This window comes from Hyphomonas sp., from assembly GCF_041398465.1.
In the GTDB taxonomy this organism is placed as follows: Bacteria; Pseudomonadota; Alphaproteobacteria; order Caulobacterales; family Hyphomonadaceae; genus Hyphomonas.
In genome coordinates this window covers 697,541-712,139 of the sequence record NZ_JAWKUS010000001.1, presented here as the reverse complement: position 1 = coordinate 712,139, position 14,599 = coordinate 697,541, and the positions used below count along the sequence as shown (strand labels likewise).

13 protein-coding genes are annotated in these 14,599 nt (G+C 63.8%); 5 read left to right on the top strand and 8 right to left on the bottom strand.

The window, feature by feature from the left end; all coding sequences use genetic code 11:
• Positions 1 to 39: 39 nt before the first annotated feature.
• Both R3C98_RS03400 and R3C98_RS03395 read right to left on the bottom strand, forming a co-directional pair.
• Positions 40 to 582 (bottom strand): hypothetical protein, encoded by a 543-nt coding sequence (locus R3C98_RS03400; protein WP_371312710.1) that lies wholly within the window; start codon positions 580 to 582, stop codon positions 40 to 42.
• A gap of 5 nt (positions 583 to 587) precedes the next feature.
• Positions 588 to 1,829 carry an argininosuccinate synthase gene (locus tag R3C98_RS03395; RefSeq protein ID WP_371312709.1) on the bottom strand — a complete coding sequence of 414 codons (1,242 nt, stop codon included), beginning with the start codon at positions 1,827 to 1,829 and terminating at the stop codon, positions 588 to 590.
• Positions 1,830 to 2,005: 176 nt separating this feature from the next.
• On the opposite strand from R3C98_RS03395, the gene R3C98_RS03390 reads away from it, so the two are divergent.
• Positions 2,006 to 4,030 carry a hypothetical protein gene (locus R3C98_RS03390; RefSeq protein ID WP_371312708.1) on the top strand — a complete coding sequence of 675 codons (2,025 nt, stop codon included), beginning with the start codon at positions 2,006 to 2,008 and terminating at the stop codon, positions 4,028 to 4,030.
• Here the strand turns inward: R3C98_RS03390 and R3C98_RS03385 are convergent.
• Positions 4,014 to 4,451, bottom strand: a complete 438-nt coding sequence (locus tag R3C98_RS03385) for a DUF4112 domain-containing protein (protein WP_371312707.1) — start codon at positions 4,449 to 4,451, stop codon at positions 4,014 to 4,016. The two genes, R3C98_RS03390 and R3C98_RS03385, sit on opposite strands and share 17 nt — an antisense overlap.
• Before the next feature lie 72 nt (positions 4,452 to 4,523).
• On the opposite strand from R3C98_RS03385, the gene R3C98_RS03380 reads away from it, so the two are divergent.
• A complete protein-coding gene (locus R3C98_RS03380) occupies positions 4,524 to 4,874 on the top strand; it encodes a DUF952 domain-containing protein (RefSeq protein WP_371312705.1) in 351 nt (116 codons plus the stop codon).
• A complete protein-coding gene (locus R3C98_RS03375) occupies positions 4,874 to 5,926 on the top strand; it encodes a quinone-dependent dihydroorotate dehydrogenase (protein WP_371312704.1) in 1,053 nt (350 codons plus the stop codon). Before R3C98_RS03380 ends, R3C98_RS03375 begins: the two co-directional genes overlap by 1 nt.
• Here the strand turns inward: R3C98_RS03375 and R3C98_RS03370 are convergent.
• The 3 genes from R3C98_RS03370 to R3C98_RS03360 all read right to left on the bottom strand — a co-directional run bounded on the left by R3C98_RS03370 (position 5,923) and on the right by R3C98_RS03360 (position 9,457).
• Positions 5,923 to 7,212, bottom strand: a complete 1,290-nt coding sequence (locus tag R3C98_RS03370) for an MATE family efflux transporter (RefSeq protein ID WP_371312703.1) — start codon at positions 7,210 to 7,212, stop codon at positions 5,923 to 5,925. The two genes, R3C98_RS03375 and R3C98_RS03370, sit on opposite strands and share 4 nt — an antisense overlap.
• Positions 7,213 to 7,241: 29 nt before the next feature.
• Complete coding sequence (locus R3C98_RS03365; protein WP_371312702.1) at positions 7,242 to 8,045, bottom strand: phosphatase PAP2 family protein; 804 nt, start codon at positions 8,043 to 8,045, stop codon at positions 7,242 to 7,244.
• 110 nt (positions 8,046 to 8,155) lie between these two features.
• The gene (locus R3C98_RS03360) at positions 8,156 to 9,457 is read right to left on the bottom strand and encodes a dicarboxylate/amino acid:cation symporter (RefSeq protein ID WP_371312701.1); all 1,302 of its coding nucleotides are present in this window, start codon (positions 9,455 to 9,457) and stop codon (positions 8,156 to 8,158) included.
• 132 nt (positions 9,458 to 9,589) lie between these two features.
• Here R3C98_RS03360 and hrpB point away from each other — a divergent pair, with 132 nt between their 5' ends.
• A complete protein-coding gene (hrpB, locus tag R3C98_RS03355) occupies positions 9,590 to 12,028 on the top strand; it encodes an ATP-dependent helicase HrpB (RefSeq protein ID WP_371312700.1) in 2,439 nt (812 codons plus the stop codon).
• Positions 12,028 to 12,516, top strand: a complete 489-nt coding sequence (locus tag R3C98_RS03350) for a GNAT family N-acetyltransferase (protein WP_371312699.1) — start codon at positions 12,028 to 12,030, stop codon at positions 12,514 to 12,516. The genes hrpB and R3C98_RS03350 overlap by 1 nt, the downstream gene beginning before the upstream one ends.
• Before the next feature lie 2 nt (positions 12,517 to 12,518).
• On the opposite strand, the gene R3C98_RS03345 is transcribed toward R3C98_RS03350, so the two are convergent.
• Together R3C98_RS03345 and R3C98_RS03340 are read right to left on the bottom strand one after the other, a co-directional pair.
• A complete protein-coding gene (locus R3C98_RS03345; protein ID WP_371312698.1) occupies positions 12,519 to 13,166 on the bottom strand; it encodes a pseudouridine synthase in 648 nt (215 codons plus the stop codon).
• Positions 13,163 to 14,593, bottom strand: coding sequence for a sensor histidine kinase (locus R3C98_RS03340; RefSeq protein ID WP_371312697.1), 1,431 nt, complete (start codon positions 14,591 to 14,593; stop codon positions 13,163 to 13,165). Before R3C98_RS03340 ends, R3C98_RS03345 begins: the two co-directional genes overlap by 4 nt.
• Positions 14,594 to 14,599 lie beyond the last annotated feature (6 nt).

Sequence of the window (14,599 nt, the reverse complement as noted above, 5' to 3'; positions counted from 1 at the left end):
TCGAAGGATGGCCTTCTACGCACAATCTATCTCGAATGGTTATTCAGGATCGTCTTCAGGAAGCCGTTCGATAATCAAGTCAGCCTCATTCCAAGGTTCACTTGAATGGTGTTGAAAGATCGATCTGAAATACGGACTTCTATGCAAATGGCCATCGAGTAATATGCCGCCCGCAAGCCAGTCGACATAAGTTCCAGTTCGCGACATCTGCTTGATATAGACCCGTTTGATTTTTGAGAAGGGAACATCTGCGAAGAGGTTTTTGGACAATTCCCAAACTGCCGGACCCTCTACCACAAGGATTTTCGATCCTCGCAAAAGTTCTTGGATACGCTCCCTTGCCTCCGCAATGGGGATGCTTTCTGCCCAAGTATGGTTCGGATCTGCTTTTCTGTGAATAAATCTGTCCAGCTCAACGGTTGCGAACTGATCGGCAGGTAGAAATGACAATAGCGTGCTTTTGCCAGCGTGAGGCAGTCCTTCCAAGGTCACAAGTTTGCACTCTCGAGCATCGAACTGACTGACCCAGAACAGAAACTGTTCCAGAATCTCTTTGCTTTCGACGCGTAGGATTTGTTGCAAGCTGACTAGTTCTTCCCGAACTTCCGGTCGCGACCTGCCAGCAGGCGCAAGCGCAGCGCGTTCAGGCGGATGAAGCCCTCGGCGTCTTTCTGGTCATAGGCGCCGTGGTCGTCTTCGAAGGTGACGATTTTCTCCGAGTACAGAGAATAGGGGCTGGAACGGCCGATCAAATAGGCCTGGCCCTTGTAGAGCTTGAGGGTCACTTCGCCTGAGACATAGCGCTGGGAATGGTCGATGGCGGCCTGCAGCATTTCGCGCTCCGGGCTCCACCAGAAGCCATTGTAGATGAGCTCTGCATATTTCGGCATCAGCTCGTCCTTCAGGTGCGCGGCGCCACGGTCGAGCGTCGCCTGTTCGATGCCGCGGTGGGCGACCAGCAGGATCGTGCCGCCGGGCGTCTCATAGATGCCGCGGGACTTCATGCCGACGAAACGGTTTTCGAGCAGGTCGAGGCGGCCGATGCCGTGCTTCTTGCCATAGGCGTTGAGGGCGGTGAGCAGCGTCGCCGGGGACATTTCCTCGCCATTGATCGAACACGCATCGCCTTTCTCGAAGCCGATGGTGATGATCTCCGGTTCGTCCGGGGCCTCTTCCGGAGAAATCGTGCGCATATGGACGAATTCCGGCGCGGGCTGGGCCGGATCTTCCAGCACTTTGCCCTCGGAGGAGGAGTGCAGCAGGTTTGCATCGACGGAGAAGGGGGCCTCGCCGCGCTTGTCCTTGGCGATCTCGATGCCGTGGGATTCGGCGAATTTCAGCAGGTCCGTCCGGGACTTGAACTCCCAGTCGCGCCACGGGGCGATGACCTTGATGTCCGGGTTCAGGCCGTAATAGCCGAGCTCGAAGCGGACCTGGTCGTTGCCCTTGCCGGTGGCGCCGTGGCAGACGGCGTCGGCGCCGACCATGTCGGCAATCTCGATCTGGCGCTTGGCAATCAGCGGCCGGGCGATGGACGTGCCGAGCAGGTAGACGCCCTCATAGACGGCATTGGCGCGGAACATCGGGAAGACGTAATCGCGCACGAAATCCTCGCGCACATCCTCGATGAAGATGTTTTCCGGCTTCACGCCCGCGGCGAGCGCTTTTTTCCGCGCCGGCTCCAGTTCTTCGCCCTGGCCGAGGTCTGCGGTGAAAGTCACAACTTCTGCGCCGAACTCGGTTTGCAGCCATTTCAGGATGATCGAGGTGTCGAGGCCTCCGGAATAGGCAAGAACGACCTTTTTCGGGGCGGATTTCGGCGTGGACATGGAGAATTTTTCCCTGAGCGCTGCAGCTTGAGGCTGTTGCATTAAGGCTACGGCTGGCCCGTGACAAGCGGTCAGCCGCTATCGAGTTGTTTTCGATGGGCCATGGTTTTCGTTACATTAATCGTTTACCGTAAATTGTGGGTCAGGTTAATCGTCTGCACTGTGGGGTTAAGGTCATGATCGACAGGCAAAACGACGGAAACGGGGCGGCCGGGAAGGCCGCTGAGGCAGGGTCTTTCCGGGCCCGGCTGATGGCGCGCCAGGCGGCGCGGCCACAGTCCACGCTCGCTATCGATTCAGGCATTCTCTACCGGCCGGGCGCCTCCAGCACGCCGGAAAGCCGCCGCGCCGCAGATGCCGCGCGTGACGAGGCCCGCCGCCGCCGCGCGGAAGCCGAGGCTGTTGTAAAGGCCGAAGCAATTGCCCGGGCAGAGGCTGAGCGCATCCGTGCCGCTTCGGCCGTCGAGGTTCCGGTAGCCGAGGCGAAGACGCCGCCGAGCGACGCAGAACTGGTCTCGGTGATCGAGGACATCGCTGCCCGCAAGGAAGAGGAGCGCCGCGCGCCGGTTCCGGCCATTGTGCCTGCAGCTGGTGCGGCCACCGCCCGCCCGGACGTGCGCCCGCAGCCCGCCGTGCGTGAGGCGCAGGAAGACATCTCCACCCGTATGGGCGATGTTTCGCAGCTGGCTTTTGCCGGCCTTGCCATTCTGGGCCTCGCCGGTCTCTCCGTGCTGGCCGCGCAGAATGCCCTGAAGAACAAGGACAAGGCCGCCGAGCCGGTCACTGGCACCAGTGAAACAGGTGCGCTGGCCCCGGCGCTGAAGCCGGGTGGGGCCTCTGCCGTCGCGCTGGCCAGCGTTGCCGAGCCCGCCGCGCCGAAAGCCTGGTTCAATTATCAGGGCGTCGCCGACATGCTGGCCGAGCGCAAGGCCGAGATGGAAGCCGAAGCGAAGCTCGCCCAGGAAGCTGCCGACAAGGAAGCCCGCCTGCGCGCCGCCAAGGCCATCGCCAATGCCGAAGCCGCCCGCGTGGCCGAGGAAGAGGCTGCTGCCGCCGCTGCCGCTGAAGAAGCCCGTCTCGCCGAAGAGGCGGAACGCAAGCGTCTCGCAGATGCTGAAGCCACGCGCGTGGCACAGGAAGAAGCAGACCGGCTCGCCCGGCTCGAGGCCGAGCGTCAGGCCGCCGCCGATGCCGAAGCCCAGCGTCTTGCTGACCTCGAAGCCAAACGCCTCGCCGAAGCCGAGGCCGAGACCCAGCGCCTTGCCAATCTGGACGCCCAACGCCTTGCCAAGCTGCGCGCCGACCGCGAAGCCGCCGAGGCCGCAGCACGTCAGGAAGCCTTCGAACTCGCCAAGTCCCAGGAGGCCGAGCGCCTTCGCCTGGCTGCCCTGAAGGCGCAGGCTGAAGCCGATGCTGCCGAGGCCCTCCGTCTGGAACAGCTGGCAGCACAGGCCGCGGCTGACCGTCTGGCAGCGGAAAAACTTCTGGCCGAACAGCGCGCCAAACAGCCTGCTGTCCAGAAGGTGGCTGCCGCGGCGCCCGCCAAACCGGCAATCAGCGAAGCGCCGAAGCCGGAACCTGTTGTTTTCACCGCCTATGAAGGCCCGGTGCCGGTGCCGGCCTCATACAAGCCGGCGAAGCCTGCCCAGCTCGTCCGCGCATCCTACACGCCAGACAGCGGCAAGACCGTTACCCGCAAGGCGCCACCCGCACTGGCGGCCAGCAAGGCGGACGTGCGCAGCATGGCCGATGCGGCCAGCCTGCAGACGCCGGAAGCCTTCCTCGTGGGCCGGATCGAGCGCACTTCGTCAGAGCCGATGATGACCGAGGATATGGACCTTGTGCGCCAGGCCTTCCGTACCATTCTCGACAATGGCGCCGATGGTTCGAAGCAGGCAATCATCACGCCGGATGGCCGCACGCTGACCATCGTCCTTGAGCGGACGGTTTCCCGCGAAATGGGCCAGTCGACCGTGCGCACCGTCACTTACACGCCGGGCGTAAGCCAGGTGACCCGTGTGGTCACCGAACAGGCGCCGGTGACGGTCAGTGTCATGTGCCGCGATGTGGCCTATGCCTTTGCCGGGCAGGAGCGCGGCCGGTTTGCTGCCTGTCAGGCGCCGGAAGGCGGATGGACCCTCGCACGTGCGACGGATGTTGTTCGGGTGACGACTGCCAGTCTGCCTAGTTCCGCGTCCTGATATTCGCGGCCCCGGTCGAAGCAGCATGGGCCTCGGCCCGCCGGACAAGGTGTTTCTGGACGATACGGAAATTCTTCCGGTTTGACTGGAAGAAGATGTCGAACACATCGCCTGCGACCGGAACCGAGCCCACGGCTGTGTCGAAGACAAGATTCCAGATAATGGCGATCGAGGCTGACGCCGGCAGTTTCAGGCGCCATGCCGTCACCAGCGCATGAAGACCGGCGGCACCGGTGGCGACGTCTCCTGCGATGGGGACAAGGCCCAGCACGGAATCGAGGCCAAAGTTCACACCCAACATGCCGAAGCGGGAATCAAGCAGGCGGGAAATAGCGTCCAGTGCGGCCAGTTCCTGACCAATGGTCCGCCCGTTCGGCAGCACCATGGCGCGGATTTCCTCTTCCGTCGGTTTTCTGGCCATCTGCGTCTCCCCGCAAAGTCCGGCAAGCTTGCCGCAATTGCCAGCCTGCGCAAAGCCTGCTGAATAACGGGCATGAGCGACAGCCGCGAAACCCATGTCTACAAATTGCTGACCGGCGACGACTGGAAGGCCGCCTCGTCGGTGGGCGTGACCTGCGCCGAAGTCGACGAGAAGGATGGCTATGTCCATCTCTCGACGCGAACGCAGGTGACGGAGACGGCGCGGTTGCACTTTACCGAAGCCGAAGGCGTGCGCCTGTTGCGTTTCGCCGTGGCAGACCTGCCGCCGCTGACCTGGGAGCCGAGCCGGGGCGGGCAGATGTTCCCGCATCTTTATGCGCCGCTTGAAGTGTCGTTGGCGGAAGCTGTGTGGCATCTGTTGAGGGGGGCGGACGGGGCGCTCCGCTTTCCGGAGGACTATTGATGAGCCTGACCGACCTTGGCGCGGAGATCGTCAAACTCTTGCCGCCGGAAGCCGCGCACACGGCCACGATCCGCGCGCTGAAGCTGCGCCTCGGCGTGCCGCTGAACCCGCCTGTGGCAGACCCGGTGCTGGAGACGGTGCTGCCAAAGTCCGGCCTGAAGCTGCCGTCACCTGTGGGGCTGGCGGCCGGGTTCGACAAGAATTGCGACGTGCCGGATGCGATGGCAAAATTCGGGTTCGGTTTTGTCGAGTGCGGTACCGTCACGCCGCGCCCGCAGCCCGGCAATCCGAAACCGCGCTTGTTCCGCCTCAGCGAAGACCGGGCGGTGATCAACCGGATGGGCTTCAACAATGCAGGGCTCGACTATTTCGTCCGCAATTTGAAAGCCTATCACGGTGAAGTGCCGGTGGGTGCGAATGTCGGCGCCAATAAGGACAGCGAAGACCGGATCGCGGATTATGTGACCGGTATCGAGGCGGTCGCCCCGCATGCAGACTATGTGACGATCAATATCTCTTCGCCGAACACGCCGGGCCTGCGGGGTTTGCAGGACAGGGCTTCGCTGGAAGCCTTGCTGACCGCTTGCGGCGCCGCAGACCAGGCAGGCAAACCCGTCTTCCTGAAAGTGGCGCCTGACCTCGATCCGCAGGCCATCACGGACATCGTGGATGTCGTGCGCGGACCGGGCGCGTGGCTGTCGGGCCTGATCGTGTCCAATACGACGCTGGCGCGGCCGGACACGTTGAAAAGTGCCCACAGGAGCGAGACAGGTGGGCTCTCTGGTGCACCGCTGATGGCTCCGTCCACGGACATCCTGTCTGCATTCGCCCGCGCGCTGAAAGGCGAGTTCGACCTGATCGGGGCAGGGGGCATCGCCAGTGCAGCAGATGCTTATGCCAAGATCCGTGCCGGGGCGAACGCCGTGCAGTTTTATTCCGCCATGGTCTATGAGGGGCCGGGTCTTGCACAGAACATCAACAAGGGCTTGCCGGTGCTGTTGAGTGCGGACGGCTACTCCACATTGTCCGATGCTGTCGGATCAGCGCTCTAGGCGGGCTGCAGCCGCCTGAAGAGGCCCGGCACATAAATGCCGAGCGCCGCGGCGCGGTAGAGATACATCAGCAGGAAAGCGATCCACACGCCGGTGTTGCCGTAGAGTGGACGTAGGATGAGGTCCGTGCCGATATAGAGCACGGCGACGGCCACGCCTGCATTGCGCAGGGCCCGGCCCTGCGTCGTACCCAGGAACAGGCCGTCGAGCTGCCAGGGTACAATCCCGATCAACGGGACGAGCGCACAATAGGGCAGGTAGGCAAGCGCGGCATCGCGCGCTTCGACATCGCGCACGAACGTCGTGATCACCCATCCTCCGCCGAAGAAATAGAGGAGGGCGAAGGCCAGTCCCGCAATCAGGGCGAACTCTGTCGTCAGCCGCATGGCGCGGGAAAGGCGGGCAGCGCTGCGGGCGCCATAGGCTTCACCGGCTTCCTTCTCGGCCACGAAGGCAAAACCATCCAGGACGAAGGCCGCGACGGTGATGAACTGCAGCAACACCTCGTTGCCCGCCGTCACGGCGGTCGAGATCAATGTGCCTGACCGGACGAACCAGCCGAAGCACAGCACCAGCGCCAATGTGCGGATCATGATATCCCGGTTGGCGCCGAGCAAGGCAGCGAGACGTGCGCGATCGAACAATGGGGCTGCGCCGCGGAAAGCCGGGAAGACGAGCGCCAGCCCGAACAGGAGTGCTGTCCATTCCGCAATTGCTGTGCCGGCACCGATACCTGCCGGCCCAAGGCCGAGGCCCGCGACGAACCAGGTGTCGAGTCCGGCGTTCACGGTGTTCATGACGACCTGGAAGGCCAGCATCTGCCCGGTCTTGCCGGTGCCCAGCAGCCAGCCGGTGACGGCCAGCCCCATCAGGTAAGCGGGCGCGCCCCAGATGCGTGCATCGAAATAGGCGCCGGCCAGCGTCTCGACATGATCTGTGCTGGCGAACGCGGCGAACGCCAACGGTTTGAGGACCGGGGAGAGAATCAGAAGGGCAAGTCCGATCGCTCCGCCCAGCGACAGTGCGCGCAGCAACACGGCGCGCTTCTCAGCCTCATCCTCCCGGCCTGCGGCTTGCGCGGAAAGGCCCGTGGTCGACATGCGCAGAAAGCCAAAGCCCCAATAGATGAAACTGTAGGCCACCGCGGCAATGGCAACGGCCGCAAGGTCGGCCTTGTCGCCGAACCGGCCCATGACGGCTGTGTCGACAAGGCCGGTCGTGGCCGTTGCGGCCTGGGCGGCAATGATCGGCAGGGCAAGTTGCAGGGTTTTTTGGCGGGTCAGCATGGAAGGCCGGATTTAGACCGCTTTGCGCCTCAGGGCGAGGGCGGAGCGTCCACAGACATCCCGGGGCGCTGGTGCAGTTCGATGGCGCGGTAAAGCGCATCGGAATCCGGCAGCGAGATCATGAGGTAGACCGGAAAGGCAGCCGCGATCACGAACAGGGCAACCGGAATCCCGCGAGAAAATTTGGGCGGTTCCGGGTGCTTGGCCACGGCAATGGCCAGCATGACGAGGAACAGGCCCGCCAGCGCATAGCCTGCCAGCACGTCGCTGAACCAGTGTGCGCCGAGATACAGGCGCGACACGCCGATCATCGCGACCAGCATCAGGAATGACCCGGTCAGGCCCCAGCGCATCCAACCGCGGAAAGTCACGAAGGTCAGCCCGGCAATGGCGCCATAGATCAGCGCCGAATGCGCAACATGGCTGGAGGGGAAGCTGAACACATCAATGCCGGTGTACGGAATATCCGATGGGCGAGGCCGGGCGGTCCAGAATTTCAGCGTATGGACGACGACGGGCATCGATCCGAAGCAGAGCGTATAGCACATGGCCCGCCAACGGGCGCCGGTGAAGAGAAAGGATGCGACGGTGACCACGGCGGCAAGTGTCAGGAACAGGCCGTCGCCCAGCGCGGTGACGACAAGCATCAGGTCGTAGAGCGAGCCGCCGCGCAAGCCTTTCACCATCCCGTCTACGAGACGGTCCATCGCATCGAGGGGCCAGAAACCTGCCGCGCCTGTGGTGAGGAGAGCAAGCACGAGGATGGCGACACCTGCCGCCCAGCCAAGCTGGCGCCCGCCGAAAGTGGGAACGGTACGTGGCCTGCGTCTCACGCGGGCGCACGCTTTCCTGTCAATATGATACGCAACACGGGTTTTGCCTCATCGCCCGAATTCTACCCCTAAGCCCATGAGCATAGGCCCATGGGCAGTAGGGGGAAAGATCAAACCGGATCGCGGGCGATATAGATGTCGTAGTCGAACTCGTCTTCCCATTTGGCGACGGCCGTCGCGACGGTGGCATCCCCCGTCACATTGGTAAGGGTCCGCATCATGTCGAGCAGCCGGTCGAATGGCAGAATGAAACCGATGACGAGATAGGCGGTTTCCTGAGGAATACCGACCTGCTGAAGCGCCATGCCGGACAGGAGCAGGCCGGCGCTAGGGATACCTGCGGCACCGATCGACACCAGCGTTGCCATCAGGGCCACCAGCACATACTGGCCGAGCGTGACTTCGATGCCGAGCGCTTGCGCACCGAACAGGGCGACCATGCCGATATAGATCGCCGTACCGTCCATGTTGATCGTCGCGCCGAGCGGCAGGACGGATGCGGCGATGGATTTATCGATACCGAGGTTTTCTTCGGCACAGGCAATCGTGACGGGTAGCGTCGCGCTGGACGAGGACGTCGAATAGGCGACGGCCTGAGCGTCGGTGACACCACGATAGAACGGCATCAGCGGCAGGCGCAGCACGAATTTGATGATCCCGCCATAGGTGATCAGGATGTGAATGATGCAGGCGAGATAGAGCGCGATGGCGAGGACGCCAAGGCTCTGCAGGATGCCGAGGCCTTGCGTGGCCAGCACCCAGGTCATCAGCGCGAAAACGCCGAAGGGCGCGGTTTCCATGACGAATTCGGTGACTTTCATCATCACTTCGGCGGCGCCGTCGAAGAAAGCGGCGACCGGCTTGCCCATGTCGCCGGCGAGCATGATGCCGACGCCGAACAGGATGGCGAAGAAGATGACCTGCAGGATGTCGCCCTTGGCAAGGGCCTCGAACGGATTGGTCGGAACGATGGCCAGGAAGCGTTCGACAAAACCGCCTGCTGCGTCAGCTTTGGCAGAAATGTTGGCCATGGCGCTACCGTCGACGCCTTCGAACATTTCCGGCGAGAGGCTGGAGCCTGGCTGGAAGAGGGTCGCCATGATGAGGCCCAGCGTGACGGCAATGGCTGTGGTCCCGAAATAGAGGCCGATGGTCCGCAGGCCGAGACTGCCGAGGCGTTTCGGGTCGCCCATGGCGATCATGCCGGAAACGAGGGTGAAGAAGACAAGCGGGACGACCAGCATCCGGATCAGGCGGAGGAACAGGTCACCCAGCCATTTGACCCAGTCGGTGGCGAAAACGGCAGCCGCGTCAGGCCCCATGCTAGAGCGCAGGGCGATCCCTGCGAGCGCGCCGAGTACCAGCGCGGCAAGTACGCGCTTCCACAGGTCGATTCCAAACCACCACTTCATCCACAGCTCCCTCAAAACCTGGCCAGACCCTAGGGAGGAGATCATGGGAAGGCAATTGGGGCTTTGTCCGGTACTGCAATCGGGGCGGCAGTGCTTGCCAGAGGGGCAGGGCCGGCCTTATTGCGGCAGGCGATGGCAAATTTTCGCGCTTCCCTGCCAATCGACGAGGTGCTGGGGGACATTTCTGCCCGCCTGGGCGAGGCGCCCCGGCTCGTGCTGGCCGCCCCGCCGGGCGCGGGCAAGACGACCCGCGTGCCCTTGTCGCTGGCGGGCTTTCTGGATCTTCCGGCGGTCGTACATGGTCGCATCCTGATGCTGGAACCGCGCCGCATCGCCGCGCGGATGGCGGCGCAACAGATGGCGAAGAGCCTTGGCGAGCCGCTCGGCAAACGTGTGGGCCTGACAACCCGCGTAGACCGCAAGGTCTCTGCGGAGACTGTGGTGGAAGTGATCACCGACGGCCTGTTTACGCGGCGCATCCTGAACGATCCGGAACTGGCAGGTGTTGGCGCCATCCTGTTCGACGAATTCCATGAGCGGCGGCTGAATTCGGATCTCGGCCTCGCGCTGGCGTTGGAGAGCCAGGCAGCGTTCCGGGATGACCTGAAGCTGCTGATCATGTCGGCCACGCTGGATACGGCGCGCGTGTCATCCGTTTTCGATGCTCCCGTGGTTGAGAGCGACGGCCGGATGTTCCCTGTGGAGACACGCTATCTTGGCCGGTCGGAAGACCGGATCGAGGACCGGATGGCAGCGGCCGTACGCCGCGCGCTCCGTGAAGAAGATGGATCCATTCTCGCTTTCCTGCCGGGGGCGGGCGAGATCCAGCGCACGGCCGAGCGTCTGGAGAATCTGAGTCCGGACATCCTCGTTGCTCCGCTATACGGGGCGCTGAGCCCGGCAGAACAGGACGCCGCCGTCCAGCCTGCACCGGCGGGAAAGCGCAAGATCGTTCTGGCGACGGACATTGCCGAAAGTGCGCTGACCATTGAAGGCGTGCGGATCGTGATCGATTCCGGCCTGTCGCGGGTGGCGGAAGACAATATCGGTGGGCTTGGCTCGCGCCTCAGCACGGTGCGCGCTTCCCGTGCTTCGGTCGATCAGCGCCGTGGCCGGGCCGGGCGCCTTGAGCCGGGGGTCTGCTATCGCCTGTGGGACGAGGAAGCGACGCGCGGCCTGTTGCCGGCGCCTGTGCCGGAAATCCTGTCGAGCGATTTGTCCGGCCTTGTCCTGACGCTGGCGGAATGGGGCGAACGGGATGCCGCGAACCTGACCTGGATGGACGCTCCGCCTGCGGGCCGCCTGAGCGCCGCTGCCGATCTGCTGCTCGCCTTGCGCGCGGTGGACGAAGAGGGCCGGCTGACGCCGCTCGGTTCCGAGATGTCGCGTTTGCCTTTGCCGCCCCGCCTGGCCGCGCTGGTCGCCGGGGCAGAAGGCGGCGAACGGGCACTGGCGGCAGAAGTCGCGGCGCTGGCTGGAGAACGCGGCGTGGGCGGAACATCGGTGGACCTGCGAGAGCGGCTTGCTCGCTTCCGCCAGGAACGCTCACCCCGTGCCCGCGTGCTGCAACAGCAGGCGAAGAACTGGGGCAAGGGGGCATCGCCTTCCGGCGATTTGGCGAAACTTCTAGCCAGGGCCTGGCCGGATGAGGTGGCGCGTAAACGGCCCGGCAGTGCGAGTACTTACCTGCTCGCATCGGGCCGGGCGGCGACCCTGCCGGAAAGCGACGCGCTTGCGAAGTCGGACTGGCTGGTCGTGGCAGATCTTGGCGGAGCATCGAAAGAAGCGCGTATCTCGCTGGCAGTGCCGATCAGCGAAGCGGATGCGCTGGCGAGCGGTGATGTCGTCAGCGAAGACCGGGCAGAGTTCGACCCGAAGACGGGGCGGTTCACCGCCCGGCGGGTGAAGGCGCTGGGCGCCATCGTATTGTCGGAAGCGCCGCTGCCGAAACCCTCTGCAGAAGTCGCCGCGAAGGCGATGCTGGTAGCGATTCGGGAGCAGGGTTTCTCCGCCATCGGGGCGGGGGAGATTGTGGAAGAGACGCTGTCTCGCCTCGCCCTGCTGGAAAAATCGGGGCTGGTGGAGGCGCAGGGCCTCAACGAGGACGTCCTGCTGGCTTCGGCGGAGGGCTGGCTGATGCCGTGCCTGAAGAAGGCCGGGGCGCAGGTGCCTGCGGATCACAAGGTGCGCGAGGTACTTGTTGCCTCCCTCGACTGGCAAGTGCAGGAAGCGCTGCGAACAGGCGCGCCTTTGTCTCTGGAGCTTCCCTCGGGCCAGTCGGCGCGTGTCGACTATCTCGATCCGCGCGCGCCGTTGGTGTCGGCGCGGGCGCAGGCCTTCTGGGGGTGTGCTGAGCATTTGCACATTGGCGGTGGCCGCGTGCCGGTGACGGTGGAGATGCTCTCGCCGGGCATGAAGCCGGTTGCGACAACGCAGGATCTGCCCGCCTTCTGGCAGGGCGGCTACAAGGACATGGCGAAGGATATGCGCGGGCGCTATCCAAAGCATGACTGGCCGGACGACCCGGCGAGTGCCCGCGCGCATGAAGGCCGGACGAAGAAGCGATTGTGATGACAAGAGAGATCAACATCCGCAGCGACTGGCGCGAAGGCGATGTCGAACGCATCGTTGACCTCCACCGGCGCGGCTATGAGCGGGAAGGTGGGCATCATTATGGGGCCGACTTCCTGGACCATGTGCGCCATACGGTGGAAGAGGCCGATATCCCCTGCCGGCCAGCCAGCTGTGTCTGGTTCGTCGAGATAGACGGTGAAACGGTCGGGTGTGCGGCGGTGGTCGATCGGGGAATTGAAGGCCAGCTGCGCTGGGTCGTGCTGACGCCGGAAACGCGTGGGCTCGGACTTGGCGGTCGACTGCTGGACGCGGCGATGAAGCACGCCGAAGCGCAGGACTGGTCCTCAATCTATCTTGAAACTACGGACGGGCTGGAAGCCTCTATGGCGCTCTACAAACGGCTCGGGTTCGAAATAGAGATCGCGGAAGATCGTCCGCTCTGGCATGGCGGTGGCCGGTTTATCCAGATGCGCAAGGCACTCTGAATTCAGAACGGGCAGGGCGCAGAGAGGGCCAGCTGGCCGCCCGTGCCCGGATGAACGAATGCGATAGCGCTGGCATGCAGGCAGAGGCGCGGTGCAGCGGCGAGGGCTGATTTATGCGCGTATAATTCGTCACCCAGGATCGGATGGCCAAGTTCTGCAAGATGCACGCGTAGCTGGTGTGATCGGCCCGTCAGCGGTGTGAGCCGCAGCCTTGTCTTGCCAGCGCGTGTTCCCAGCGTTTCGTACAGAGTTCGGCTCGGTTTGCCGACATCATGGTCTACTTTCTGACGTGGGCGGTTCGGCCAGTCCGTGATCAGGGGGAGGTCGATCTCTCCCGCGGCGGGATCTGGCACGCCCCAGACATCCGCGATGTATTCCTTGTCGATTTCGCCGCGCTCGAACAGGCCGGAGAGCGCGGCCTGCATTTCTTTTGACCGGGCGAGGACGAGCAGCCCGCTGGTGGACATGTCGAGGCGATGAACGGTGAATGCGCCCGGATGATCGGCATTGACGCGAGACACTGCGCAGTCAGCTTTATCTGGTCCCCGTCCGGGTACGGAAAGAAGACCGGATGGCTTGTCGATGACGATCAGATACTCGTCGACATGCACATAGCGAACAGGTGCCTGCGGTGGAGCGTAGGAGGTCACACGACAAGGTCCGGCAGGATCAGACGGAAGACGGTGCCATCCTTTCCTGTGGAGGCCAGCACAAGGTCGCCGCCCATGCCGACGGCCAGTTCCCGCGCGATGACGAGGCCAAGGCCGGTGCCCGTCTTGCGGGAAGACGCCGCGAACGGCGTGAACAGATTGTCCCGTGCATTCGGTGGCAGGCCGGGGCCGGTATCGGTGAACTCCACGCCATCACGCGTGAGCGACACGGTGATGCGCTTCGGCAGGGAGGCGGCGGCAACCATGGCCTCTGCGGCGTTGCGGATCAGGTTCGCCGCGAGGCGGTGCAGGTGCTCCGGGTCCGCATTGATGATCCGGGCGCTTGGCAAGTCGTCGATGAATTCGACTTCCGGCCAGGCGGCGAGTGCTTCGGCAGCGGCTTCTTCGATGCAACCGCGCAGCGAAACAGGCTGGATATCTGGCGGCTGGGGCGCGGCCTTGCCATAGTCCAGCGTCTCGGAAGCGAGATTGATCGCCCGGGTTAGGGCGCGTTCGAGGCGCGGGGCCGCCTTCTGCACGCGCGGGTCTTCGGACCGGGCGAGCGTATCGGAAACGAGCTGGGCGGAGGCGAGCGAGTTGCGCAGATCGTGATTGATCTTGGCGACCGCCGTGCCGAGTTCAGCGAGGTGGGCCCGCTGGCGGAAGGCATCGGCCACCGCTTCTTCCATGTCGGACAGGGCGTTCTGCGCGCGGCCAATCTCGTCCCGCCGCGAGGTTGGCTGGAGGCGCCGTGTCCAGCCGCCGGGGTCCATGCGAAATTGTTCCACGCTGGTCGTAACGCGCGCCATCGGCCTCACGACGATGAAATGCAGCAGGATGTAGATCACGGTCGCGGCAACCAGGGCGATCAGAAAGGAGAGGCCAAGGATGCGCTGGCCATAAGCGTAGAGGTCTTCCCGGAGCGGGGCCTGCGGCACGACCACTTCGATAACACGGTCGGGCGTCGATCCGACGGCCGTGACAACCAGGATGCGATCCTCGGGCGCCGCGAATGCGCCCATGACCCGCATCACCCGGTCGAGGGGTGTCGTTTCCCGCAGGTCGATCTGGTAAAAGCTGCCCTCGATATCCATGCCGGAATCGAGCAGCTGAATATGCATGTCGTCTTCGACCTCTGCCACGGAGAGGACTTCGGCGTTTTCCAGCAATTGCTGCGCGAGTTCCTCCGACACCATGCGGGACGGAGAGGCATCGAGGGCGAGGGCGGCAATTCGCGCGGCCTGCAGCCGCTCAGCCAGCCAGGCATTCCGGAATCCGGAAGCGCTGGGGATGAAAATCAGCCCTTCGACAAACAGGATTGCCGCGAGGGTGAAGCCAAACAGGCGAAACGATAGCCCATGGTACCAGCGTGCAGGCGCAGGCTGGCGGACGGGGGCCGGAAGGGGTGCGCGTGCGTTGCCGTTCACACGCGC

What these genes read in the sequence shown, in the direction of transcription:
- R3C98_RS03395 (WP_371312709.1), bottom strand. Translation starts at nt 1,829, where the DNA reads ATGTCCACGCCGAAATCCGCCCCGAAAAAGGTCGTTCTTGCCTATTCC.
- R3C98_RS03390 (WP_371312708.1), top strand. Translation starts at nt 2,006, where the DNA reads ATGATCGACAGGCAAAACGACGGAAACGGGGCGGCCGGGAAGGCCGCT.
- R3C98_RS03385 (WP_371312707.1), bottom strand. Translation starts at nt 4,451, where the DNA reads ATGGCCAGAAAACCGACGGAAGAGGAAATCCGCGCCATGGTGCTGCCG.
- R3C98_RS03380 (WP_371312705.1), top strand. Translation starts at nt 4,524, where the DNA reads ATGAGCGACAGCCGCGAAACCCATGTCTACAAATTGCTGACCGGCGAC.
- R3C98_RS03375 (WP_371312704.1), top strand. Translation starts at nt 4,874, where the DNA reads ATGAGCCTGACCGACCTTGGCGCGGAGATCGTCAAACTCTTGCCGCCG.
- R3C98_RS03370 (WP_371312703.1), bottom strand. Translation starts at nt 7,212, where the DNA reads ATGCTGACCCGCCAAAAAACCCTGCAACTTGCCCTGCCGATCATTGCC.
- R3C98_RS03360 (WP_371312701.1), bottom strand. Translation starts at nt 9,457, where the DNA reads ATGAAGTGGTGGTTTGGAATCGACCTGTGGAAGCGCGTACTTGCCGCG.
- hrpB (WP_371312700.1), top strand. Translation starts at nt 9,590, where the DNA reads ATGGCAAATTTTCGCGCTTCCCTGCCAATCGACGAGGTGCTGGGGGAC.
- R3C98_RS03350 (WP_371312699.1), top strand. Translation starts at nt 12,028, where the DNA reads ATGACAAGAGAGATCAACATCCGCAGCGACTGGCGCGAAGGCGATGTC.